General features: G+C 31.9%; 27 protein-coding genes. 16 read left to right on the top strand and 11 right to left on the bottom strand.

From position 1 onward, the window contains the following. Positions 1 to 3: 3 nt before the first annotated feature. The 8 genes from rplE to secY all read left to right on the top strand — a co-directional run bounded on the left by rplE (position 4) and on the right by secY (position 4,239). Positions 4 to 549 carry a 50S ribosomal protein L5 gene (rplE, locus tag SR63_RS08170; RefSeq protein ID WP_002851453.1) on the top strand — a complete coding sequence of 182 codons (546 nt, stop codon included), beginning with the start codon at positions 4 to 6 and terminating at the stop codon, positions 547 to 549. A 1-nt stretch (position 550) separates the two neighbouring features. Further along, entirely contained in the window at positions 551 to 736 is a 186-nt protein-coding gene (locus SR63_RS08165) for a type Z 30S ribosomal protein S14 (protein WP_002851478.1), read from the top strand. Positions 737 to 745: 9 nt separating this feature from the next. Beyond that, positions 746 to 1,141, top strand: coding sequence for a 30S ribosomal protein S8 (gene rpsH / locus SR63_RS08160; RefSeq protein ID WP_002851353.1), 396 nt, complete (start codon positions 746 to 748; stop codon positions 1,139 to 1,141). A gap of 78 nt (positions 1,142 to 1,219) precedes the next feature. Then, positions 1,220 to 1,756 carry a 50S ribosomal protein L6 gene (gene rplF / locus SR63_RS08155; RefSeq protein ID WP_002851302.1) on the top strand — a complete coding sequence of 179 codons (537 nt, stop codon included), beginning with the start codon at positions 1,220 to 1,222 and terminating at the stop codon, positions 1,754 to 1,756. A gap of 9 nt (positions 1,757 to 1,765) precedes the next feature. Beyond that, complete coding sequence (rplR, locus tag SR63_RS08150; protein WP_002785535.1) at positions 1,766 to 2,122, top strand: 50S ribosomal protein L18; 357 nt, start codon at positions 1,766 to 1,768, stop codon at positions 2,120 to 2,122. 11 nt (positions 2,123 to 2,133) lie between these two features. Further along, complete coding sequence (gene rpsE / locus SR63_RS08145; protein WP_002779428.1) at positions 2,134 to 2,577, top strand: 30S ribosomal protein S5; 444 nt, start codon at positions 2,134 to 2,136, stop codon at positions 2,575 to 2,577. Between the two features lie 4 nt (positions 2,578 to 2,581). Further along, entirely contained in the window at positions 2,582 to 2,974 is a 393-nt protein-coding gene (gene rplO, locus SR63_RS08140; protein WP_147498424.1) for a 50S ribosomal protein L15, read from the top strand. Then, complete coding sequence (secY, locus tag SR63_RS08135; RefSeq protein ID WP_002866819.1) at positions 2,974 to 4,239, top strand: preprotein translocase subunit SecY; 1,266 nt, start codon at positions 2,974 to 2,976, stop codon at positions 4,237 to 4,239. Before rplO ends, secY begins: the two co-directional genes overlap by 1 nt. A gap of 42 nt (positions 4,240 to 4,281) precedes the next feature. Here secY and SR63_RS08130 read toward each other — a convergent pair whose 3' ends face one another. The 8 genes from SR63_RS08130 to SR63_RS08095 form a co-directional block, all read right to left on the bottom strand. Continuing rightward, a complete protein-coding gene (locus SR63_RS08130; protein ID WP_002866820.1) occupies positions 4,282 to 5,076 on the bottom strand; it encodes a phosphodiesterase in 795 nt (264 codons plus the stop codon). Continuing rightward, positions 5,054 to 5,662 carry an HAD family hydrolase gene (locus SR63_RS08125; protein ID WP_002866821.1) on the bottom strand — a complete coding sequence of 203 codons (609 nt, stop codon included), beginning with the start codon at positions 5,660 to 5,662 and terminating at the stop codon, positions 5,054 to 5,056. Before SR63_RS08125 ends, SR63_RS08130 begins: the two co-directional genes overlap by 23 nt. A gap of 11 nt (positions 5,663 to 5,673) precedes the next feature. Then, positions 5,674 to 6,603: an extracellular solute-binding protein gene (locus SR63_RS08120; protein ID WP_012006800.1), complete on the bottom strand. Its 930-nt coding sequence runs from the start codon at positions 6,601 to 6,603 to the stop codon at positions 5,674 to 5,676. After that, complete coding sequence (locus SR63_RS08115; RefSeq protein WP_002866823.1) at positions 6,597 to 6,872, bottom strand: hypothetical protein; 276 nt, start codon at positions 6,870 to 6,872, stop codon at positions 6,597 to 6,599. The genes SR63_RS08120 and SR63_RS08115 overlap by 7 nt, the downstream gene beginning before the upstream one ends. A gap of 258 nt (positions 6,873 to 7,130) precedes the next feature. After that, entirely contained in the window at positions 7,131 to 7,445 is a 315-nt protein-coding gene (locus tag SR63_RS08650; protein WP_250540819.1) for an ABC transporter permease subunit, read from the bottom strand. A 307-nt stretch (positions 7,446 to 7,752) separates the two neighbouring features. Beyond that, positions 7,753 to 8,610, bottom strand: a complete 858-nt coding sequence (locus tag SR63_RS08105) for a carbohydrate ABC transporter permease (RefSeq protein ID WP_002866825.1) — start codon at positions 8,608 to 8,610, stop codon at positions 7,753 to 7,755. Then, positions 8,607 to 9,719: an ABC transporter ATP-binding protein gene (locus tag SR63_RS08100; protein ID WP_002866826.1), complete on the bottom strand. Its 1,113-nt coding sequence runs from the start codon at positions 9,717 to 9,719 to the stop codon at positions 8,607 to 8,609. The genes SR63_RS08105 and SR63_RS08100 overlap by 4 nt, the downstream gene beginning before the upstream one ends. An 82-nt stretch (positions 9,720 to 9,801) precedes the next feature. Then, positions 9,802 to 11,073 (bottom strand): MFS transporter, encoded by a 1,272-nt coding sequence (locus SR63_RS08095; protein ID WP_002877021.1) that lies wholly within the window; start codon positions 11,071 to 11,073, stop codon positions 9,802 to 9,804. Between the two features lie 194 nt (positions 11,074 to 11,267). Here SR63_RS08095 and topA point away from each other — a divergent pair, with 194 nt between their 5' ends. From topA to SR63_RS08065, 6 genes are all read left to right on the top strand, one after another. Beyond that, positions 11,268 to 13,370, top strand: coding sequence for a type I DNA topoisomerase (topA, locus tag SR63_RS08090; RefSeq protein WP_002877023.1), 2,103 nt, complete (start codon positions 11,268 to 11,270; stop codon positions 13,368 to 13,370). Between the two features lies 1 nt (position 13,371). Next, positions 13,372 to 14,208 carry a biotin synthase gene (locus tag SR63_RS08085; protein ID WP_002866830.1) on the top strand — a complete coding sequence of 279 codons (837 nt, stop codon included), beginning with the start codon at positions 13,372 to 13,374 and terminating at the stop codon, positions 14,206 to 14,208. Then, positions 14,189 to 15,364, top strand: a complete 1,176-nt coding sequence (locus SR63_RS08080; RefSeq protein ID WP_002866831.1) for a cation:proton antiporter — start codon at positions 14,189 to 14,191, stop codon at positions 15,362 to 15,364. The genes SR63_RS08085 and SR63_RS08080 overlap by 20 nt, the downstream gene beginning before the upstream one ends. Positions 15,365 to 15,478: 114 nt before the next feature. Next, a complete protein-coding gene (locus tag SR63_RS08075; RefSeq protein ID WP_002851494.1) occupies positions 15,479 to 16,747 on the top strand; it encodes a citrate synthase in 1,269 nt (422 codons plus the stop codon). 80 nt (positions 16,748 to 16,827) lie between these two features. Continuing rightward, a complete protein-coding gene (locus SR63_RS08070; protein ID WP_002866832.1) occupies positions 16,828 to 17,592 on the top strand; it encodes a 3'(2'),5'-bisphosphate nucleotidase CysQ in 765 nt (254 codons plus the stop codon). Between the two features lie 39 nt (positions 17,593 to 17,631). Beyond that, complete coding sequence (locus SR63_RS08065; RefSeq protein WP_072238638.1) at positions 17,632 to 18,402, top strand: hypothetical protein; 771 nt, start codon at positions 17,632 to 17,634, stop codon at positions 18,400 to 18,402. Between the two features lie 23 nt (positions 18,403 to 18,425). On the opposite strand, the gene SR63_RS08060 is transcribed toward SR63_RS08065, so the two are convergent. Genes SR63_RS08060 through SR63_RS08050 form a run of 3 tightly spaced genes read right to left on the bottom strand, consistent with a single transcriptional unit; the run spans position 18,426 to position 20,340 of the window. Further along, positions 18,426 to 19,202: a UDP-N-acetylmuramate dehydrogenase gene (locus SR63_RS08060; protein ID WP_002866834.1), complete on the bottom strand. Its 777-nt coding sequence runs from the start codon at positions 19,200 to 19,202 to the stop codon at positions 18,426 to 18,428. Further along, positions 19,199 to 19,468, bottom strand: a complete 270-nt coding sequence (gene fliQ, locus SR63_RS08055) for a flagellar biosynthesis protein FliQ (RefSeq protein ID WP_002851290.1) — start codon at positions 19,466 to 19,468, stop codon at positions 19,199 to 19,201. Before fliQ ends, SR63_RS08060 begins: the two co-directional genes overlap by 4 nt. 11 nt (positions 19,469 to 19,479) lie before the next feature. Next, positions 19,480 to 20,340 carry a menaquinone biosynthesis family protein gene (locus SR63_RS08050; protein WP_002866835.1) on the bottom strand — a complete coding sequence of 287 codons (861 nt, stop codon included), beginning with the start codon at positions 20,338 to 20,340 and terminating at the stop codon, positions 19,480 to 19,482. Positions 20,341 to 20,445: 105 nt separating this feature from the next. Here SR63_RS08050 and recA point away from each other — a divergent pair, with 105 nt between their 5' ends. Together recA and eno are read left to right on the top strand one after the other, a co-directional pair. Continuing rightward, the gene (recA, locus tag SR63_RS08045) at positions 20,446 to 21,477 is read left to right on the top strand and encodes a recombinase RecA (RefSeq protein ID WP_002851424.1); all 1,032 of its coding nucleotides are present in this window, start codon (positions 20,446 to 20,448) and stop codon (positions 21,475 to 21,477) included. Continuing rightward, positions 21,477 to 22,721 carry a phosphopyruvate hydratase gene (gene eno / locus SR63_RS08040; RefSeq protein WP_002856489.1) on the top strand — a complete coding sequence of 415 codons (1,245 nt, stop codon included), beginning with the start codon at positions 21,477 to 21,479 and terminating at the stop codon, positions 22,719 to 22,721. Before recA ends, eno begins: the two co-directional genes overlap by 1 nt. Positions 22,722 to 22,737: the final 16 nt, after the last annotated feature.

The raw sequence follows: 22,737 nt of genomic DNA, 5'->3' as shown, positions 1-22,737 counted from the left end.
GCGATGATGAGATTAAAAGAAAAATACAATCAAAGCATTAAACCTGCATTGGTTAAAGAATTTGATATTAAAAATCCTATGCTTATCCCTGTGATCGAAAAAGTAGTTATCAGCGTAGGTGCTGGTGAGTTGGCTAAAGATCAAAAAGTATTGCAAAATGTTGCAGATACTATTTCTTTAATTGCAGGACAAAAGGCTGTGATTACTAAAGCTAAAAAATCAGTCGCAGGATTTAAAGTTCGCGAAGGTTTTCCTGTGGGTGTAATGGTAACTTTAAGAAAAGAAAATATGTATGCTTTTCTTGATAAATTAATTTCTATTGCTTTGCCAAGGGTGAAAGACTTTAGAGGTTTAAGTAGAGATGGTTTTGATGGACGCGGAAACTATAACTTCGGTCTTGATGAGCAGTTGATGTTCCCAGAAGTGGAGTATGATAAAATTTTAAGAACTCATGGTATGAACATTTCTATAGTTACAACAGCACAAAATGATAAACAGGCACAAAAGTTATTAGAACTTATCGGTGTGCCATTTACAAAAGGAAAGTAAGATGGCTAAAAAATCAATGATTGCAAAAGCGGCACGCAAGCCTAAATTTAAGGTTAGAGCTTATACAAGATGCCAAATTTGTGGGCGTCCGCATTCGGTTTATAGAGATTTTGGAATTTGCAGAGTTTGCTTAAGAAAAATGGGTAACGAAGGTTTGATTCCAGGTCTTAAGAAAGCAAGTTGGTAAGGATAAAATATGATAAATGATATTATTTCAGATTCACTCACTCGTATCAGAAATGCAGGAATGAGAAAGCTTGAAACAACCAAGCTTTTACATTCTAAAGTTGTAGAAGCTTTAGTTGGAATTTTTCAAGCTAAGGGCTATATTGAGAGTTTTAATGTTATTGAAGAAGATAAAAAGAAATTTATCAATGTAGTTTTAAAATACGATGAAAAAGGTAAGAGTGTTATCAATGAGCTTAAAAGAATTTCTAAGCCTGGTCGTCGTGTTTATAAAGGTAAAGATGAAATCAAGCGTTTTAAAAATGGTTATGGTACTATCGTAGTTAGCACAAGTCATGGTGTTTTAGCTAATGATGAAGCTTATAAAGCAGGTGTTGGCGGCGAAATTTTATGTACCATTTGGTAAAAAATCTGCTTTTTATGGCATTGGGTATCCATTCTTTTAAAAAAGTAGAAATATCCTAGACAAATAAAAAGGAAAAATATGTCTCGTATAGGTAAACAACCGATTGCTATTCCAGCAGGAGTAGAAGTAAAATTAGAAGGAAATTTGCTTAAATTTAAAAAAGGAAATTTAGCAAAAGAACTTGATACTAAAGCAAATGTAAATGTTGAGATTAAAGATAATAATATTCTTTTTTCTCCAAAAGGTGAAGACAGACAAAGTAGAGCTTATTGGGGAACTTACAGAGCTTTAGCTTACAATATCGTTGTAGGTTTAACTCAAGGTTTTTCAAAAACTCTTGAAATCAATGGAGTTGGTTATAAAGCAGCTTTAAAAGGTAAAGTTTTAGAACTAAGCCTTGGTTTTTCTCATCCTATTAATTATGATATTCCAGAAGGAATTGAAATTGTAGTGGATAAAAATACTATTGCAGTTAAAGGAAGTGATAAACAAGTTGTAGGTCAAGTTGCTGCTCAAATTCGTGAATTTAGACCGCCAGAGCCATATAAAGGAAAAGGCGTTAAGTATTCTGATGAACGCATTATCCGCAAAGCTGGTAAGACATCTAAGAAGTAAGGGTAGAATATGAGAGCAAATGTATTAAAAAGAAAACTAACTTTAAGAATCAAAAGAAAAAAAAGAATTAGAGCGAAAATTTCAGGTTGTGAAAATTTTCCAAGAATTTCTGTATTTAAATCGAACAGAACTCTATATATCCAAGCGATTGATGATGTAAAAGCTGTAACTTTAGCAGCAGTTGATGGACGCAAACTTGGCGTTAAAGCAAATAAAGAAGGTGCTAAAAAAATCGCTGCTGAATTTGCTAAAACTTTAAAAGCTAAAAAGATAGAACAAGCTGTTTTTGATAGAAATGGTTATGTATATCATGGTGTTATCGCAGCATTGGCTGAATCTTTAAGAGAAAATGGCATTAGGCTATAAGGGGTAAATCGATGGAAAAATATAATAGAGAAGAATTTGAAGAAGTAATCGTCGATATCGGCAGAGTTACTAAGGTTGTTAAAGGTGGTAGAAGATTTAGATTTACTGCTTTAGTTATCGTTGGAAACCGCAAAGGTTTAGTAGGTGTTGGTTATGGTAAGGCTAAGGAAGTTCCAGATGCTATCCGTAAAGCTGTTGACGATGCGTTTAAAAATATCGTTGAAGTTAAAACTAAAGGCTCAACTATCGCTCACGATGTAGAGGTAAAATATAACGCAAGTAGAATTTTACTTAAACCAGCTAGTGAAGGTACAGGAGTTATCGCAGGTGGTTCTACACGCCCTATCGTGGAACTTGCAGGTATTAAAGACATCTTAACCAAGTCTTTGGGTTCAAATAATTCAGCTAATGTGGTTCGTGCTACAATCAAAGCTTTAACAATGTTAAAAGGATAAGAAGATGAATTTAACAAAAGCAGCGGGTTCAACGCATAAAACTAAAAGAATTGGCCGTGGTCAAGGTTCTGGCATGGGTAAGACTGCTACTAAAGGGGGTAAAGGTCAAACTGCTAGAAAAGGTTATAATGAAAAAAGAGGTTTTGAAGGGGGTCAACAACCACTTCAAAGAAGACTACCAAAAGTAGGTTTTACTTCTAAAATTCAAAAACCTTATGTGATCAATGTTGAAAAAATCACAGCTGTAAAAGAGCTTAGTGAAATTACATTTGATAGCATTAAAAGTGTTCACAAAATTTCAAAATCTGTGAATAAAATCAAATTAATTGGTGCAAGTGCAAAAGACTTAGTATTAAAAATCAAAGACGAGAATATTAGCGTCACCGGATCAAAATAATGAATAGAGCATTGACGAATAAGATTTTAATCACCTTAGCATTTTTGTTTGCTTATAGGGTTCTGGCTTATGTGCCAGTTCCTGGCGTCAATGCTGATGTGATTGCGGAATTTTTTAACAACAATCAAAACAATGCTTTGGGTTTATTTAATGTTTTTAGTGGTGGAGCGGCTGAACGCTTTTCTATTATTTCTTTAGGTATTATGCCTTATATTACTGCTTCTATTATTATGGAGCTTCTTGCAGCAACTTTTCCAAATATTGGTAAGATGAAAAAAGAGCGTGATAGTATGCAAAAATATATGCAAATTATCCGTTATGCGACTATTGTGATTACTTTGGTTCAAAGTATAGGCGTTGCTATAGGTTTGCAAAGCTTGCACGGTCGTGGTGGTGCAGGGGCTATAATGGTGGAAGATTTAAATATGTTTATCGCACTTTGTGCTATTTCTATGCTTGCAGGAACTATGCTTTTAATGTGGCTTGGCGAACAAATCACACAAAGAGGTATAGGAAATGGTATTTCTTTAATCATTTTTGCAGGTATTGTTTCAGGTATTCCAAGAGCGATTTCAGGAACTGTAGGGCAAATCAATTCAGGCGAGATGAATTTCTTAACCGCTTTTGCAATTTTTGCTTTGATTTTAATCACCATAGGCGTGATTATTTATGTAGAACTTGGAGAAAGAAGAATTCCTATTTCTTATTCTCGTAAAGTTGTAATGCAAAATCAAAACAAACGCATTATGAATTATATTCCTATTAAACTCAATCTTAGTGGGGTTATTCCACCGATTTTTGCTAGTGCGATTTTGATGTTTCCAACAACGATTTTACAAACTAGTACAAATCCTTATCTACAAGCCATTAATGACTTTTTAAATCCAAATGGTTATTTGTTTCATGTTTTAACTTTCTTGTTTGTAATTTTCTTTGCTTATTTTTATGCTTCTATCGTATTTAATGCTAAAGATATAGCAGAAAATTTGAAAAAACAAGGTGGTTTTATCCCTGGAATTCGTCCAGGTGAAGGAACTTCAAGTTATCTTAACGAAGTAGCTTCTCGTTTAACTTTATCAGGTTCTATTTATTTAGGGCTTGTTGCAACCTTACCTTGGGTTTTGGTGAAATTTATGGGTGTACCTTTTCATTTTGGCGGTACTTCTGTACTTATTGTAGTTCAAGTAGCACTTGATACGATGAGAAAAATTGAAGCTCAAATTTATATGAGTAAATACCAAACTTTAAGTGCGGTAGGTTTGTAATTTAAAATTATCCAAGCAGGAAAAATTTCCTGCTTGGATAATTTATTTTTCATGAAAAATTAAATTTTTATCAAAAGTAAAATCATTGTAATGAATATTTAAAACTTCATTATTGAGTAAAACGACAGCATATTCTGGATTTCTAAATTCTAATAATATTTCATTGCTATTTAAATCAAATTTAACCTGATGGTTGATGCCTTTAAGAGAAGAAAAGGAAATATCTTTCCATCTTCCACAAAGAGTGCTATGATAATGCCCAAAAAATAAGTGTTTTATATTTTTATATGAGTTAAATAGCTTATAAAGTTCTAAAGAGTGTTTTTCATCAAGTCCTATAAAATCCATAGCTCTAAGGCCAGTTTTAAAAGGAGCATGATGTAAGCAAATAAATATATTTTTGTTTTGGTTTCTCTCTAAGGCATTTTTTAGCCAAATTTGGCGTTTTTGACAATACTCACCTCCGTGACTTTTAAGTTTTATAGTGTCTAGTACTAAAAAAACATTATTGTCATTACATTGTATTTCATATTGTATAAAACCATTTTCATCTTGCTTTAAATTATTAAAAATCTCTAATGCATTAGCTCTGTCATCATGATTGCCTAAGATCAAATAATAAGGCATGTTAAGTTTGGTTAAATCTTGTTTTAAAAGAGTGTAAGATTCTAAACTCCCCTTGTGAGTTAAATCTCCTGTTATAAATACAAAATCAGCATCGCTATGATTTTTATTGATATCTTCTATAGCTAAACGCATCATAGCTGATGGTTCTCTTGAGTAAATGGCTTCTTTTTTATCACCATAGTGTATATCAGTTAAATGGATGAATTTCATAAAAACTCCTTATAGCATTTTTTAATTGAGCATGATTATTGACTAAGATATTAGCTTTTTCGAGCATGATTTTATCTTGCCAACCCCATAGCACTCCTATAGAATAAACATCAGCTTCTAGTGCAGCTTCTATATCGCTAATACAATCACCTATCATGATAGAGTGATTTTGTTTAAATTTTTTGAGCGTCTGTGCTTTTGGTATTGAGCTTGTACAATGAAGATTGGTAAAATATTTCAAAATTTGTTCTTTTTCAAGGAGAATTCGAACTAAATTTTCATTACTAGCGCTTAATATGGAAAGTTTAAAATCTAAACTCAAATCCTTTAATAATTCTTTTGTTTTATCAAAAAAGACTAAAGTATGGATGTGTTCTAAAAAATACTCATCCGCTATTTTTTCAAATTCTAAAGGATTAAAACCTAGAATTCTCCCAATTTCTTTGTGAGCAACAGGATTTAATTTTGCATAAGGTTTTTGAGGAAATATTCCTTTAAAACCCAATTTCTTTGCACTAAATTGACAAGCTTGCTCCCAAAGTTTTAAACTATCAACCAAAACACCATCAAAATCAAAAAATATCATCTTATACCCTTTTAAGGTAATAAAGCATTGATTTCTTCTTGGGCTTGTTTTGCAATCTCTTCATAATTTGTACTTGTTCCCATAAGAAGTTTTTCAGCATAATTCCATAAAGTATTTGTAGCTTTTAGAGCATTATCTCCTGGAAATGAAGGCCAATTTCCCATGAGTTCTATTTGAGAAGGAGCAATGGTATAATTTGGATTTTTATTATAAAAATCTTTTAATTTTGCATTGGCTAATAAATTGCTAGTCATATAACCTGTATATTGAGGTACATAAGCGTTGGCTTCCCCTGTTACAAAATGAATATATTTTAAAGCTGCCTCTTTATTTTTATCATTAGTTAGCATAACTACGGATCCACCTACGGGTAATTCTCCTCCTGATTGAACACCTGGAAATTTAGAAAGTTTTAGAGGAAAGTTAATGCTTTTTTCTGTTTGAGTTAGAGCTGCTGAGGTTTGTATAAGTATGCCTAAATTTCCCGCATAAAATGAGCTTATAGCTTCAGAGCGTTTTATAGCTGGCATTTTTGCTAAAGTGTGAAAATCACTTAAAAGTTTAAAAGTTTCTTGCCATGCTTTATTGTTAAAATCTACCTTGCCTTTTTCATTAATGAGTTTTCCGCCTCTTTCAAGACTTAAAGCCAATATAAGCCAAGTATCTGTTTCTCCAAAATACACCCCGCTTTTTCCATTTAATGAGTTGATTTTTTGAGCTAAATCAAAAAGTTCATCCCATGTTTTAGGAAGTTCTTTATTCCATTCTGCTTGTTTGACTAAATCCATATTATAATATACAACAGGTAAAGAGCTTGCAAAAGGAATAGCATATATTTTGTTTTCTAAAGTGGTTGCTTTAAAAGCATTATCATTAAAGCCTAATTCTTTTTTATTGATAAGATTTTGTGTTAAATCTTTAGGAATATTTTTATTTACCAATGTAGGTAATAGCTATAGCTGTTAAAGCTTACATCAGGGAGTTTGTTGATCATTTTTTCTCTTAAAAGTCTAGCACTTTGTTCTTCATAGTTTTGTGCGGGTGCTAAAAATCTTATTTCTATGTCTGGATTTTGTTTTTCAAAATCTTCTTTAAGTTTTTCGTGCAAATCTTTAAACCAAGGATAAGCGTAAGAAACAACAAGTTCTGTTTTTGCTTGGGCTAAATTTAAAGCTCCAAAAAGAGCTAAGGTGAAAAATATTTTTTTCATTTTAAATCCTTTAAAATTGTTAAAACTTATTAGAATAATGTAATTCTAATAAGTTTTAACAAGCTATTTTATGCCTGTATTGGCAATACCTTGTATAAATCTTTTTTGTGCAAGTAAAAAACCTATTATAAGAGGGGCTACTACTATTGTTGAGGCGGCCATTAAGGTTCCATAATCCGTACCTGCTTCATTGTTTTTAAAAGAAATTACTCCAAGGGTTGGAGTGAAATATTGTGGGGAACTTACAGCAATTAAAGGTCAAAAATAATCATTCCAATGAGCAACTATGGAAAAAATTCCAAAAGAAATCAAAGCAGGGGTGGTTAGTGGTAATATAATTTTGCAAAGTATACTAAATTCATTTAAACCATCCATTCTTGCTGCATAAATTATATCATTGGGAATACAATTGATAAATTGCCTAATTAAAAAAATCCCAAAGACTGAAATGCTAAAAGGCAAAATAAGAGCTAGATATGAATCTAAAACTTCAAAATAATACATTAAAATATACCAAGGAACGCAAATAGCTTGAGTTGGAATAAGCAAAGAGCACACTATAATAACAAGCAAAAACTTTTGTCCTTTAAATTTGTATTTGGATAGAGCATAAGCACAAGGATAAGCGATTATAATTTGTATTAATAGAATGGCAAAACATACAAAAAATCCATTAAAAAGGAAGTGCAACAAGTCATTTTCCTTAAAAGCTTTTGTGTAGTTTTCAATTAGGGTAAAATTTTGTGGAAAAAAAATGAAAAGCATTGGAAAAAATTTCATTTTCAGGTTTAAAACTAGTTATAACCATCCATACAAAAGGAAAAATAAAAAATAATGACAATATACCCAAAATAAGATGGCGCAAAATTCTAAACATAAATCAATCCTTTTTATCCAAAAATTTAATTTTAAGAAGAGTTAAAATCAAAATAAATAATAAAAATATTACAGAAATAGCTGAGGCATAATTTGTTCTAAAAAACATAAAAGCTTCTTGATAAATGGTAAATAATAAAACCTCGCTAGAATGATTTGGCCCTCCATTTGTTAGAACCTGAACGGTATCAAAAACTTGAAAAGCTTTTATAGAACTTATAATTAAAACAAAAAATAAAATAGGTAAAAGCAAGGGTAGGGTGATTTTAAATAAAATTTGAGTTTTGTTTAATCCATCGAGTTTTGCTGCTTCATATACCGAAGTAGGTATGCTCATTAATCCAGCTGTAAATAAGATCATATTATAGCCCAGTTGTTGCCATACTCCAATCCCAGCAAGAGTATATAAAACTGTGTCTTTATTTGAAAGCCAATTGATTGTATTAACCCCAAATAAAGCAAGAATTTTATTAAAAATTCCTATATCCGGATGTAAAATATATTCCCAAACCATGCTCATGGCTATCAAGGTTGCCATAACAGGTAGAAAAAAGACAGCTCTATAAAATGATTTTGCACTATTTTTAGATTCTATAAGCAAGGCTAAAGCCAAACCTCCCAAAACGCTTAAAGGTAGAACAATAAGGGCGTAAATTAAAGTATTTTTTACTGAAGTGAAAAAAACAGGATCTTTTAGCAAGGCTTTATAATTAATCAATCCTACAAAATGAAAATCGCCGTTTCCAAGCTGATAGTCACTAAAACTTAAAATAATTACCCATATAATAGGTAAAATCAAAAATAAAAGCATTAATAAAACAGCAGGAGAAATAAAACAAAAAGTCGCAAGTGAATTTTTCATGCTGCAAAACTCAAATTATAAAGTTTAATATCCATTCTTTTACCTTCTTCATCAAAGATAAAGGCTTTTGAATAATCAAAGTTAATTCCTACAACAGAGTCTAGTTGAAGCTTTTTACCTTCTTGTGTATTTAAACTTAAAATAAAATTATTATCATTTTTTAAGAGTTTGGTATAAATTAAATATTCATTTCCCATATTTTCAATATTATAAATTTTGGCCTTAATTTGTGAATGTGGATCTATAAAACAATTTTCTGCTCTTATGGCTAGACTTTTATGTTTAGATAAGTTTTTATTGATTAAAGCAAAACCATAGCTTTTTAATTCAACGCATAAGGTATTGATTGTAGGTGTTCCTATAAATTGAGCAACTTTTAAATGGTTGGGGTTATTATACATTTCATCAGGGCTTGCAACTTGCAAAAGCTCACCATCAACCAAAAAAGCTATTCTGTCGCTCATAGTCATAGCTTCGCTTTGATCGTGCGTGACATATATAAAGGTTTTATTTAATTCTCTATGCATAGCACTTAATTCAGCTCTTGTGTGAATGCGTAATTTAGCATCCAAATTTGATAAAGGTTCATCCATTAAAAATATATTAGGTTCTCTTATAATAGCCCTACCTAGAGCGACTCTTTGACATTGTCCTCCAGAAAGTTGTTTGGGTTTTTTATCTAAAAGGTGTGTAATTTTAAGTTTTGTTGCTACTTGTTCAATTTTTTCTTCCAAATGAGTTTTAAACTCTTTATAGGACTTAATATAAAAAGAAGCCAGAGGAAGTTTATGGATAAATTTAGCTCTTGCTTTAATAGGCATAGCAAGATTTTCTCTCACGCTTAAGTGAGGATATAAGGCATAGCTTTGAAAAACCATAGCAAAATTTCTATCTCTTGGATTTTGTTTGCTTATATCTTGATTGTTAAGGTTTAAAATTTCACCTTGGCTTGGCTCTTCAAGGCCGGCTATAATTCTCAGAAGAGTTGATTTGCCACTTCCGCTTTCTCCAACTAAGGTTAAAAATTCACCCTCTTTAATTTCAAGATTGATGTTTTTTAAAATTTCATTGTTCCCAAATTTCTTATTTAAATTGTTAATTTTTAACATATCCAAGCTCCATATTTTGGAAAATTTTTAAAATTAAATCAAATATTGGAAACTTTTTGGAAACAGATGCAATGCTTGAAGATTAATTTATCCTAGGTTTTTGCTTTAAAAATAAAAACACAATGCACACTATAAAAATTACTATTGACCATATTAAAAAAGCATCTACAAGACCCATTTGTCTAACGATGGGTTGAGAGATAATAGGACTTAAAAATTGTCCTAAAAATATACAACTTGCTAAAATTCCATAAGCCCTAGCGCGAGCATTTTCAGGACAGATTGAAAAAAGATAAGCCGTATTATTTACAAGCATAATACCTCCGCCCATTCCAAGCAAAGCTAAGGCGATTAAAACTGTGAAAAAGCTATCTACTAAAAAAAGCAGCGAAAAAGAACAAGATACGATAAAAAGAGTTAAAACATAGATAGTTTTAATACTTAAGAATTTTATAATATATCTATAGCTTAGAGAGAAAAAACCATAACATAGTGCAGATACAGACATCGAAATACCTATATATTTAGGATCCAATCCTAAATGTTCTTCTATATAGTAAGGAAGTTGAGTTGGCGAAATATAATAAACTACCATGATAAAAAAACCTATAAAATAGATAGGGAAAAATTGCCAATAATTTGTTTTTGCTTCTATTTTTGTATGATTATAGAATTTAAATTTTCTAGGTTCAAAAAGATAAATGATAGCCATTAAGGTAATTAAAATTCCAAGTCCATATACTAAAAAAGGATAACGCCAAGAATAACTCGAAACAAATCCTGCAATAGAAATAAAAACAGCACCCCCTACCGCACAAAAAAATCCTTGAAGACTTAAAGCATTTTCTCTGCGATTAAAGCCACCACGACTATAATAATCTCCAAGTAAAGCCGAAGCACCTGTCATTATAAAAGCAGTTGCCATACCAAAAATAGCTCTTGAAGTCAGTATAGCATAAATATCATTTAAGAAAAAGCCACTTACTCCAGAAATAGTCCAAACCACCATAGCTGGAAGAATGAATTTTAATTTGCCAAATTTATCTATTAAAATACCAGCAAATGGAGATAAAATGACAACAAAAATAGCAGGGATGGTTAAAACTAAGCGAACAAGTATATCAAGATGGGCTAATGTGAAACTTGAAGCAAGAGTAGCGCCACTTTGGGTTAAAAGTTCTTCAAAATGTCTGTTGATAGCAGGCAGAGCAGATGAAATGACCACGCTTCCTAGCATAGTCATAGCGGCCATAGAAAACACAGCCGCTTTAAATCCAGACTTTTCAGTAATTTGAATTATTTTTTTATCCATTTTCGTGTCATTTGGATGAAATTTATAAGTTTTGCCATTCATAATTTTTGCCTTTTTTGCTTTATTATACTCTAAAAATTATGGTTTGTATTTAAAATTACTTAAAATTATATTTTATTTATTTTGTTATGATAGTTTTGTTTTTAAAATATTTTAGCTTGATTAAAATATATTTTATAAGTAGAATTTTAAATATTTTTAGCTAAATTCAGCTTTTTATTTAACAAGGGTGCAAAATGAAGAAAAATTTAATCATAGTAGAATCTCCTGCAAAAGCTAAAACCATAGGAAATTTTTTGGGAAAAGATTATGAAGTTATCGCTTCTAAAGGACATATTAGAGATTTGCCTAAATCAAGCTTTGGGATTAAAATAGAAGATGATGAATTTATCCCTGAGTATAGAATCACAAGTGATCATAGCGCCTTAGTTAAAGAACTTAAAAGCAAAGCCAAAGATGCCAAAGAAGTTTATCTTGCAACGGATGAGGATAGAGAAGGAGAGGCTATAGCCTATCATATTGCAAAAGCTATAGGAAAAGATGAAAACACCTTACCACGCATTGTTTTTCATGAAATCACTAAAAACGCTATAGAAAATGCTTTAAAAAATCCAAGAAAATTAGATATGCACTCTGTAAATGCTCAGCAAACTAGACGCCTTTTAGATCGCATTGTAGGATATAAACTCAGCCCCTTATTAGGACAAAAAATTCAAAGAGGGCTTAGCGCAGGGCGTGTTCAAAGTGCAGCTTTAAAGATCATAGTCGATCGTGAAAAAGAAATTCGTGCTTTTGTGCCACTAGAATACTTTAGTATAGATATGATTTTTCAAAAAGATTTAGATGCAGAACTGGTTGAGTTTGACAAAGCTAAGATAGAAAAACTTACCATTACCAACAAAGATCGTGCTAAGCTTATACTAGAGGCTTGTAAAAATGAAGCTTATGCTATAAGCGACATTGAAAGCAAAGAAAGAAAAATCGCTCCACCACCTCCTTTTATGACTTCAACCTTGCAACAAAGTGCTAGCAATCGCCTTGGTTTTAACCCTAAAAAAACCATGATGATAGCTCAAAAACTCTATGAGGGAGTAAATACCCATGAAGGCGTGATGGGGGTTATTACCTACATGAGAACCGATAGTTTAAATTTAGCCAAAGAAGCTATAGAAAATGCAAGAAAATTCATACAAACAAATTTTGGCAAAGACTATCTTCCAAGCAAAGCAAATGTATATACTACAAAGGCTAAAGGTGCTCAAGAAGCCCATGAAGCTATACGCCCTACAAATTTAAGTTTTACTCCAGAAATTGCGGCCAAATTTTTAGACAAAGATGAGTTAAAACTTTACACACTTATTTACAATCGCTTTTTAGCTTGTCAGATGAATCCTGCTATCTCTCAAACTCAAAATGTATTTGTAAAAAATGATAGAGCACTTTTTAAAATAAGCGGTAGAAAAATCCTTTTTGATGGATATTATAAAGTTTATGGTGATATGGATAAGGATAAAATTTTACCAAATCTTAAAATAGGTGAAAATTTAAAAATACAAAATTTAGAAATGAACTCACATTTTACCGAACCACCTTCAAGGTATTCAGAAGCAGGACTTGTAAAAAAACTTGAAAGTTTAGGCATAGGTCGCCCTTCTACTTATGCACCAACAATTTCTATACTTACAAGCCGTGATTATGTAAAAATAGACAAAAAACAACTCATTCCTAGTGATGTTGCTTTTAATGTAACCGAAGTGCTTGAAAAAAATTTTAGCGATATAGTAGATAGTAAATTTACTTCAAACCTTGAAAATACTTTAGATGAAATCGCTGAAGATAAGGCAGATTGGCAAGAAACTTTAAAAGAATTTTACTATCCTTTTATGAGAAAAATCGAAGAAGGAAAAACAAAAATTGCTAGTCAAAAAACTGTCACAAAACTAGGTGAAAGTTGTCCTGATTGTGGCGGGGAGCTTGCTATTAGAAAAGGGCGTTTTGGAGAATTTGTAGCGTGTTTAAATTTCCCAAAATGTAAGTATTCAAGAAATTTAAAAAGTGAAAGTAAAAATGAAAGCGAAAATACTGCCGCAAAAGCTAAAGCTAATGGTACAGGTATTACTTGTCCAAGTTGTCAAAAAGGTGAAATCGTAGAACGCTTTTCAAAACGCGGTAAATTTTATGGCTGTAGTGCTTATCCAAAATGCAATTTTATAAGCAAATACAAACCAAGTGAAGAAAAATGCGAAGAGTGTGGCGAAACTTTAGTGATAAAAGAGCTTAAAAAAGGTACATTCCTAGAATGCTTAAAGTGCAAAATCAAAAAAGAAATGAAGGATTAGAATGCAAATCATGCTTTGTGCTATTTCAAATATAGCGAGTGGAAATTGTTCAGAAGACTGTAAATACTGTACCCAAAGTGCCCATGTAAAAACAGATATTCAAAAATATCGTCGCAAAGAACTTTCACAAATCGTTTTAGAAGCGAAAATGGCAAAGAAAAATGAAGCCTTGGGTTTTTGTTTGGTTACAGCAGGACTTGGGCTTGATGATGAAAAGCTTGAGTATGTTTGTGAGGCTGCTAAGGCTGTGCAAAAAGAAGTGCCTAATTTGCTTTTAATTGCCTGTAATGGTATGGCAAGCGTGGAACAACTCAAAGAACTTAAAAAAGCAGGAATTTTTTCTTATAATCACAATCTTGAAACTTCTAAGGAATTTTTTCCACAAATTTGCACCACTCATACTTGGGAAAGTAGATTTCAAACCAATTTAAACGCTAAAGAAGCAGGACTTATGCTTTGTTGTGGTGGAATTTATGGTATGGGTGAGAGTGAAGAAGATAGACTAAGTTTTAGAAAATCTTTGCAAGAATTACAGCCTTTTTCAACACCTATTAATTTTTTTATAGCCAATGAAAATTTAAAACTACAAGTTCCAAGGCTTAGTGCTGATGAAGCTTTAAAAATCGTGCGTGACACCAAAGAGGCTTTGCCTCAAAGCGTGGTAATGGTAGCAGGTGGGCGTGAAGTGGTATTGCAAGAAAGGCAGTATGAAATTTTTCAAGCAGGTGCTGGGGCTATTGTTATAGGGGATTATTTAACCACTAAAGGTGAAGAACCAAGTCAAGATATAATAAAATTAAAAGAAATGGGATTTACTTTTGCATCAGAGTGTCATTGATCCGCAAGGTTTAATTGATCTAAAAATTCTTATTGTTATAGCTTTATGCTTACTTTTTTCTCCGCATATTGCAAAAATTTTACGCTTGCCTCTTTCAGCTACTGAAATTATTTTAGGTGCGGTAATTGCATATTTTGGTTTTATAGGAAAAAGTGAAAATTTTGCACTTTTAGCCAATGTAGGTTTTTATTATCTAATGTTTATAGCGGGTATGGAAGTAAATTTAAGAGCCTTTTTTAATATGGATAAAGAAGTCGCCAAAAAAAGTTTTTTTTATATTTTTTTACTTTACGCTTTATCTTCTCTTATAGTATGGATTTTTGGACTTTCTTTAGTATTTGTTATCATTATACCTGTGATGAGTGTAGGGCTTTTATCTTTGCTTTTTAAGGATTTTGGAAAAGAGTGTTATTGGCTAAATATTGCTATGATAGTAGCTACTTTAGCTGAGGTGATTTCTATTGTGCTTTTGACTATAGCGGGAGCTTTTTTGCGCGAAGGAACAGGTATTATTGATGTAGCGCAAAGTATTTTATATCTTAATATCTTTTTGGGACTTTGTTTGCTCGGATTTAAAATGCTTGGTGTGCTTTTTTGGTGGTATCCTCAGCTTAAAGTTGTGCTTATGCCATGGGAAGATAAAAATGAAAAAGATATAAGATTTTGTATGGCGATTTTTATACTGATCATTGTTGCTATGGTTATTACAAAACTTGAAATCGTTCTTGGTTCTTTTATAGCAGGCTCATTTATAGCTACTTTTTTTGATCATAAAAAAGATCTTGAGCATAAGCTTTCTACTTTTGGACATGGGTTTTTGATCCCTATTTTTTTTATCCATATAGGTTCAACCTTTGATCTTAAAATGATTTTAGATTATAAAATCGTTTTACAAGCATTTTTACTTATGTTTGTTATGGTGGGTTTAAGAATTTTATGTGCAAGTGTTTTTTTAAAAAGAATTGGTTTTAAAAATATGATTTTATTTGGTCTTAGTCATTCTATGCCTTTAACCTTGCTTATAGCAACAGCTACTCTGGGTTATTCGGGCAAGGTTATTGATGAGAAGCTTTATTCAGCGCTTATTTTAACAGCGTTATTTGAGGCTATTATTGTTATGAGTATGATTAAATTTCTTTCTAATTCTAAAAAATGAAAGTTACTTTTTTACTCAAAAAAGCAAACAAAATCTTAAAAATTTAATAATAAAAAAACTCATAATCGTCCTTTTTTGTTAGAATTAATAAAAGTAACAATAAAAGGAGCGAAAATGTCAAATTCCGTTACTATAACCGATAATAGAAATGGAAAAAGCTATGAATTTCCTATATATGATGGTACAACTGGCCCAAGCGTTGTAGATATGTCAAGTTTTTATAAACAAACAGGAATGTTTTCTTATGATGAGGGCTTGACTTCTACAGCTACTTGTAAATCAAAAATCACTTATATTGATGGAGAAAACGGAATTTTAATGCACCGTGGCTATCCTATAGAGTGGCTTGCTGAAAACAAACTTTATTTAGATGTGGTTCATCTTTTGCTTTATAAAGAATTACCTGATGCTACGCGTCTTGAAGCATTTCGTTATGAAATGAAAAAACGTTCTTTTATCCATGAAGGTATGCATCGTCTTTTTGATTCTTTCCCTGATAATGCTCATCCTATGGCAGTTTTACAAGGTGCTGTTTCATCGCTTAGTGCTTTTTATCCTGATCATTTAAACATGAATGTAAAAGAAGAATATATGGAAATGGCAGCTAGAATAGTAGCTAAAATCCCTACTATAGTCGCCACCGCTTATAGATATAAACACGGCTTTCCTATGGCTTATCCAAATTTAGATCGTGGTTTTACAGAAAATTTCTTATATATGTTAAGAACTTATCCTTACGATCATGTAGAGCTTAAACCTATAGAAGTAAAAGCACTTGATACAGTTTTTATGCTTCATGCAGATCATGAGCAAAATGCTTCAACTTCAACGGTTCGTGCTGTGGGTTCAACTCATGCTCATCCTTATGCCTGTATAGCAGCAGGTATTGGTGCGCTTTGGGGTCATGCACATGGTGGAGCTAATGAAGGTGTTATTAGAATGCTTGAGCAAATAGGTAGTGTTGATAGAGTAGATGAATTCATCAAAAGAGCTAAAGATAAAAACGATCCTTTCCGCTTGATGGGCTTTGGGCATAGGGTTTATAAAAATTTTGATCCTAGAGCAAAAGTACTTAAAAAACTTCGTGATCAACTTATTGATGAGTTGGGTATTGATACCAATCTTATTAAAGTAGCAACGCGTATAGAAGAGATTGCTTTAAGCGATGATTATTTTGTTCAAAGAGGGCTATATCCGAATGTTGATTTTCATAGTGGACTTATTTTAAAAGCCTTAGGTATTCCAAATGAAATGTTTGCTACTTTATTTGTTATAGGACGCACCCCAGGATGGATAGCTCAGTGGATAGAACAAAAAGAGCAAGAAAGTCTTAAAATAGTCCGTCCAAGACAACTTTATTTGGGTGAAACTAGTAAAATTTAATTAAAATTTTTGTGGAAATTAAAAATTCCACAAAATCTTCTTGTATAATTTTAAAAAATCTTATAGAAAGTCTTATAATCATGCTTAATCTTGATAAATTTTTAGAAATTGCTATAAATGCTAGCAATCAAGCTTCTAAAGCTATTTTAGAAGAGAGAAAAAATTTCAAAACTTGGGAAAAAGAAGATAAAAGCCCGCTTACATCAGCAGATCTTGCTTCTAATAAAATTCTAAATGATATTTTAGGTTCTACGGATATTAAAATTTTATCAGAAGAAAAATTACTCAGCAAAGAAGAGTGTGAAGAATTAAAAACTTTTTGGCTTATCGATCCTCTTGATGGAACAAGTGGTTTTTTAAAAGGCAGCGATGAATTTTGCGTTATGATAAGTTTAGTTCATGACAATCGCCCTGTTTTATCGCTTATACAAAATCCATCAAAAGGTGATATATTCTATGCTCATGCAAAAACCAAGGTTTATAAAAACGATAAACCTTTGCAAATTGACCAGCAAGAATACGAGAAAAATAAATATAAAGCCTTATTGAGTGTTAATCATCTTAGTAAAGAAGATGAAGACTTTGCAAAAGAGCATCAATTAGAAGCTATTAATATAGGCTCTGGATTGAAATTTTGTGCTATTTTAGAGGCTAGGGCAGGAGTTTATAAAAGATTTGAAAAGCTTAATATTTGGGATATTGTAGCAGGAGATTTTTTGATTAATCAAAATGGAGGATTTATGGGGGATTTTTCTAAAAAATACATTTTATATAACCCTTTAAATTATAAATCCAGTCCTTTTATTTGTGTTTCATCTAGGAATTTTTTACAAGATTTTTTATAAAATAAAGAGTATAATTTTATATTTAAATAGTTTATAAGGATGAAGATGAGGTATTGTTTCATTTTGTTTTTAAGTTTAGTTTTAAGTTCTAATCTTTTAGCGAATAATTTTTCTCAGAAAAAGGTTATTAAAATTGAAAAAAGCGCAGATAGCTTTGAAGTAATAGATCTAAATCAAAATGTTGCAAATCCAAATTTAAATCAACAAAAAGCATTGTTTGATAGTTCTACTTTAATTGAAAAAAAATCGCAAATCACCAAAGATGAGGATATTGATTTTGCTATTGTATTAACTTCTAGGAAAAATTTTGGTTATTTTTTAGATGGTTTTAGGGTGAGTGATAAGGAATTTTCTACATTATTTGCTAAAAATTTGATTCAAAGCTTAAAGCTTAATTGGGTTAATTCTGCTGCAAATGGTATTTATCAAAGTCCTAAAACTTTGTCATATTTTAGCCCTAAAGATGCAAAACTTATAAATGTAAGTCCTTTTTTAACACAAGAAAAAGATAAGGCTAAAATGTATGCCAAATTTACAGATTATGTTGTGGTGGTAAATTTGCAAGATTTTTATGTAAATATTACAAATTATTTTATCACAACTAGTAAAGAGGGTGTGGCTAATGTTAATTTTAAAATTATTTCTACAAGCAATGGAAAAATTCTTGCAGCAAAAAATGCAGAATTAAATTTGACATTAAAAGATCAAGATGCAAAACAAAATTATCAAGATATTGTAAATCAAATGCCAAAAATGTTAGCTAGTGTTATAGATAATGAAATAAAAAAATTAAAATTAACTATCAATTAATTTAAAGATATATTGAAAAATTTTTAGATAATAATCACTTCATTTTCTAAGTTTATGCCAAATTCTTCAAAGACTTTTTTTCTAGCCAATTCGATAAGAAAAAACGCATCTTCAAAACTTGCATTTTTTTTATTGATTAAAAAATTTGCGTGTTTATCGCTTAACATAGCATCTCCCTTGCTAAATCCTTTAAGTCCTACAGCTTCGATTAAACGTCCTGCAAAGTCGTTTTTTGGATTTTTAAAGATAGAGCCAAAGCTTGCTCCACTAGGTTGGTTGCTTCTTGCATTTTTTAAAGCTTCATCTTTAAGGATATCAAAACCGAAATTTAATTTAAATTCAGCCCAAAAAAAAGGCATATTTAAAGGACAAAAACGATAATCAAAATTTATATTTTCTCTTAGAATTTCGCCTTGAAAAGTGGCAATTTTAATTAAATTTTGACTGATACACTCTCCTTTAAGTCCTGCATTCATTTTCAAAAGCCCACCAAGTGTGCCAGGAATTTTGCTTAAATACTCAAAACCCTTAAGATTATTTTCTTTGGCAAAGCGATACATTTTGCTTGATTTTGTTTTGCAGCCTATGCGAAGATGTATAAAATCTTTATTTTGATCTAAAATTTGTATAAAATCAAAACCATCTCCTAATATTCCTATATTTTTAGGTTTTGGGCTAATTAAAAGGTTGTTTGCACCACCTATTAAAAAACCATCAAAATCACAAATTTGATCCAAAACTAAAACTTCAAATTCATTTCCTATACGTACAGAAGAGTATTTTTTAAAATCAATGATCATTTGATAAAAGTTGGAATTTGATTTAGTATATTCTCAGTAAAATCAATCATAGTTGTAGTCATCCAAGGCATTAAAAAGATTAAAATAACCACAACCAAGATGATTTTAGGAACAAAAGAAAGTGTCATTTCGTTAATCTGTGTAGTTGCTTGAAAAATACTGATTACAAGCCCTGCAATAAGCCCTGCTAAAAGCATAGGCAAGGAAAGCAAAAGTGTGATTTTAAAGGTTTGCACTCCAAGAGCAACTAAGGTACTTTCGTCCATTTTTATCCTTTTTAAGAATTTCTAGCTTCTTCGTATTCGCTAGGGATAAGATAATCATTTACATGTATGATTTTATCATAAAATTTATAATCATATCCTAGTTTAAAAAGCGTATCTACAGCTAAAAGTTGAGTTTGATTCATGCTAATAGAGTTTTTATTGGCATATAAATTAAGATAAGTATCAAGTTTTTCTTCATTAACACGGATAAGTTTTCTTTCCATAAGCATGGGGGCTAAAATTTTACGATTTGCATCGGCAATTTTTACAGCATAGGTTAAATCTCTTTCAATCTTAATCGCATCGCTTAAAGGCAAAGAGCGACGCAAAGCCATTCCACCTAAAGGCAAAGGCAAATTTTCTTTAGCAAATTCAAGCCATATATCCCAAAGTTCTGCTTCCACGCAAAGACTTTGATCAAATTCTAAAATGCTTTCATGGATTAAAACTCCTGCATCTACTTCGCCACTTAAAACTGCATTTTCAATGTCTAAAAAATTCTTATAAATAATTCTTGCTTCAGGGTATTTCATACGAAAAATCAAAGCATTGGTGGTATTTGCTCCACTCAAAGCGACTTTAAAATTTCTTTTTAAATGCGTGTCTTTTTTCTTGATGAGTTTTGGCCCATAACCTTCACCAAAACTCACTGCTGTGCGTAAAAGCGCATACTCAGAAGCGATTAAAGGATAAAGCCCAAAAGAAATAGCCGTAGCATCAAATTCATTTTTCAAGGCAAATTCATTTAAAGTTTGTATATCTAAAGCTGTATTTTCATAAGCAAAATCATTCCCTATCCACCCAAATTTAATAGCCATATACATAAAAATATCATCAGCATCAGGAGAATGTGCAATAGTAATTTTTTTCATCTATGCTTCCTTTAAATCTTTGCTTTAATTCTAGCAAAATAAATCATTATTTAATTTTATTTTGTTAGAATTCTAACTAAAAATTTAGAATTTTTAAGGAAAGTTATGGATGATAATAAAAGAAAATCTCTAGACGCTGCCCTAAAAAGTTTAGATAAAACCTTTGGAAAAGGCACTATCTTAAGACTAGGGGATAAAGAAGTCGAGCAAATCGATAGCATAGGCACAGGTTCAGTTGGACTTGATCTTGCTTTAGGTATAGGCGGTGTTCCAAAAGGAAGAATTATAGAAATTTATGGGCCTGAAAGTTCAGGTAAAACCACTCTAACTCTACACATTATCGCAGAATGCCAAAAAGCAGGTGGAGTTTGTGCTTTTATTGATGCAGAGCACGCTCTTGATGTAAAATATGCTAAAAATTTAGGTGTAAATACAGATGATTTGTATGTTTCTCAACCTGATTTTGGAGAGCAAGCCTTAGAAATTGTAGAAACTATAGCAAGAAGTGGTGCAGTAGATCTTATTGTAGTAGATAGCGTTGCAGCACTTACCCCAAAAGCAGAAATTGAAGGCGATATGGGCGATCAACATGTAGGACTTCAAGCAAGACTTATGTCTCAAGCTCTAAGAAAACTTACAGGTATAGTTCATAAAATGAATACCACAGTAATTTTCATCAACCAAATTCGTATGAAAATCGGTGCTATGGGTTATGGTACTCCTGAAACCACAACAGGTGGAAATGCATTAAAATTTTATGCTTCTGTGCGTTTAGATGTTAGAAAAGTAGCAACCTTAAAACAAAACGAAGAACCTATAGGAAACCGCGTTAAAGTAAAAGTAGTTAAAAATAAAGTTGCTCCTCCATTCAGACAAGCTGAATTTGATGTGATGTTTGGAGAGGGTTTAAGTCGTGAAGGTGAATTGATCGATTATGGTGTAAAACTTGATATCGTAGATAAAAGTGGTGCGTGGTTTTCTTATAAAGATAAAAAACTTGGACAAGGTAGAGAAAACTCAAAAGCTTTCTTAAAAGAAAACCCTGAAATTGCAGATGAAATCACAAAAGCAATTCAAAATTCTATGGGAATAGAAGGTATGATCAGCGGTAGCGAAGATGACGAAGGAGAAGAATAATGTTAGTAATTGAAGATGTTAGAGCCTATGAAGTTCTTGATAGTAGAGGAAATCCAACCGTAAAAGCCGAAGTTACGCTAAGCGATGGAAGTGTAGGTGCGGCCATAGTTCCAAGTGGTGCAAGTACAGGTTCAAAAGAAGCTTTAGAATTGCGTGATAATGATGAAAGATTTGGCGGAAAAGGCGTTTTAAAAGCTGTTGCAAATGTCAATGAGACCATTGCAGATGAAATTTTAGGACTAGATGCTTTTAATCAAACTCAACTTGATGATACTTTGCGTGAGCTTGATGGAACAAATAATTACTCAAATTTAGGTGCAAATGCGACTTTAGGCGTATCCATGGCAACAGCTCGTGCGGCTGCGGCTGCTTTGGGAATGCCTTTGTATCGTTACTTAGGTGGTGCAAATGCGAGCATTTTACCCGTGCCAATGTGTAATATCATAAATGGCGGTGCTCATGCAAACAACAATGTAGATTTTCAAGAATTTATGATTATGCCTTTTGGTTTTACTAGCTTTAAAGAGGCTTTGCGTTCAGTTTGTGAAATTTATGCGATATTAAAAAAAGAACTCGCAAATTCTGGACATTCTACAGCTTTAGGTGATGAAGGTGGTTTTGCTCCAAATTTAGCTAACAACACAGAACCTATCGACCTTTTAATGACTTGTATCAAAAAAGCAGGTTATGAAAATCGTGTAAAAATCGCTCTTGATGTGGCAAGTACAGAATTTTTCAAAGATGGCAAATATCACATGGAAGGCAAGGCTTTTTCAAGCGAGGATTTGATCGAACGCTATGTAGAACTTTGTGCAAAATATCCAATTTGCAGTATCGAAGATGGCTTAGCTGAAAATGACTTTGAAGGTTGGATCAAGCTTACTGAAAAATTGGGCAATAAAATTCAGCTTGTAGGCGATGATTTGTTTGTAACCAATGAAGATATTTTAAGAGAAGGTATCATCAAAAAAATGGCAAATGCTGTGCTTATTAAACCAAATCAAATCGGAACTATTACCCAAACTATGAGAACTGTGCGTTTAGCGCAAAGAAATAACTATAAATGTGTGATGAGTCATAGAAGCGGCGAAAGTGAAGATGCTTTTATAGCGGATTTTGCTGTGGCTTTAAATACAGGACAAATCAAAACAGGAGCCCTAGCAAGAGGTGAAAGAACCGCAAAATACAATCGCTTGCTTGAAATTGAACTTGAAAGCGATGAATACTTAGGAGAAAAGCTCTGAGCGATTTACTTAAAGA

The organism is Campylobacter sp. 2014D-0259, from assembly GCF_008000505.1.
Lineage (GTDB): Bacteria > Campylobacterota > Campylobacteria > Campylobacterales > Campylobacteraceae > Campylobacter_D > Campylobacter_D jejuni.
The sequence above is the reverse complement of the archived record's forward strand: the minus strand, read 5'-3'. Positions and strand labels throughout refer to the sequence as shown.

Coding starts and splice junctions, on each gene's coding strand:
- fliQ (WP_002851290.1), bottom strand. CDS start 19,468: ATGGACGAAAGTACCTTAGTTGCTCTTGGAGTGCAAACCTTTAAAATC.
- SR63_RS08115 (WP_002866823.1), bottom strand. CDS start 6,872: ATGAAAAAAATATTTTTCACCTTAGCTCTTTTTGGAGCTTTAAATTTA.
- SR63_RS08095 (WP_002877021.1), bottom strand. CDS start 11,073: ATGAATGGCAAAACTTATAAATTTCATCCAAATGACACGAAAATGGAT.
- SR63_RS08105 (WP_002866825.1), bottom strand. CDS start 8,610: ATGAAAAATTCACTTGCGACTTTTTGTTTTATTTCTCCTGCTGTTTTA.
- rplE (WP_002851453.1), top strand. CDS start 4: ATGATGAGATTAAAAGAAAAATACAATCAAAGCATTAAACCTGCATTG.
- SR63_RS08085 (WP_002866830.1), top strand. CDS start 13,372: ATGCAAATCATGCTTTGTGCTATTTCAAATATAGCGAGTGGAAATTGT.
- SR63_RS08050 (WP_002866835.1), bottom strand. CDS start 20,340: ATGAAAAAAATTACTATTGCACATTCTCCTGATGCTGATGATATTTTT.
- SR63_RS08075 (WP_002851494.1), top strand. CDS start 15,479: ATGTCAAATTCCGTTACTATAACCGATAATAGAAATGGAAAAAGCTAT.
- rplO (WP_147498424.1), top strand. CDS start 2,582: ATGAATTTAACAAAAGCAGCGGGTTCAACGCATAAAACTAAAAGAATT.
- SR63_RS08065 (WP_072238638.1), top strand. CDS start 17,632: ATGAAGATGAGGTATTGTTTCATTTTGTTTTTAAGTTTAGTTTTAAGT.
- SR63_RS08130 (WP_002866820.1), bottom strand. CDS start 5,076: ATGAAATTCATCCATTTAACTGATATACACTATGGTGATAAAAAAGAA.
- eno (WP_002856489.1), top strand. CDS start 21,477: ATGTTAGTAATTGAAGATGTTAGAGCCTATGAAGTTCTTGATAGTAGA.
- recA (WP_002851424.1), top strand. CDS start 20,446: ATGGATGATAATAAAAGAAAATCTCTAGACGCTGCCCTAAAAAGTTTA.
- rpsE (WP_002779428.1), top strand. CDS start 2,134: ATGGAAAAATATAATAGAGAAGAATTTGAAGAAGTAATCGTCGATATC.
- SR63_RS08125 (WP_002866821.1), bottom strand. CDS start 5,662: ATGATATTTTTTGATTTTGATGGTGTTTTGGTTGATAGTTTAAAACTT.
- SR63_RS08165 (WP_002851478.1), top strand. CDS start 551: ATGGCTAAAAAATCAATGATTGCAAAAGCGGCACGCAAGCCTAAATTT.
- SR63_RS08100 (WP_002866826.1), bottom strand. CDS start 9,719: ATGTTAAAAATTAACAATTTAAATAAGAAATTTGGGAACAATGAAATT.
- rplR (WP_002785535.1), top strand. CDS start 1,766: ATGAGAGCAAATGTATTAAAAAGAAAACTAACTTTAAGAATCAAAAGA.
- topA (WP_002877023.1), top strand. CDS start 11,268: ATGAAGAAAAATTTAATCATAGTAGAATCTCCTGCAAAAGCTAAAACC.
- SR63_RS08070 (WP_002866832.1), top strand. CDS start 16,828: ATGCTTAATCTTGATAAATTTTTAGAAATTGCTATAAATGCTAGCAAT.
- rpsH (WP_002851353.1), top strand. CDS start 746: ATGATAAATGATATTATTTCAGATTCACTCACTCGTATCAGAAATGCA.
- secY (WP_002866819.1), top strand. CDS start 2,974: ATGAATAGAGCATTGACGAATAAGATTTTAATCACCTTAGCATTTTTG.
- SR63_RS08060 (WP_002866834.1), bottom strand. CDS start 19,202: ATGATCATTGATTTTAAAAAATACTCTTCTGTACGTATAGGAAATGAA.
- rplF (WP_002851302.1), top strand. CDS start 1,220: ATGTCTCGTATAGGTAAACAACCGATTGCTATTCCAGCAGGAGTAGAA.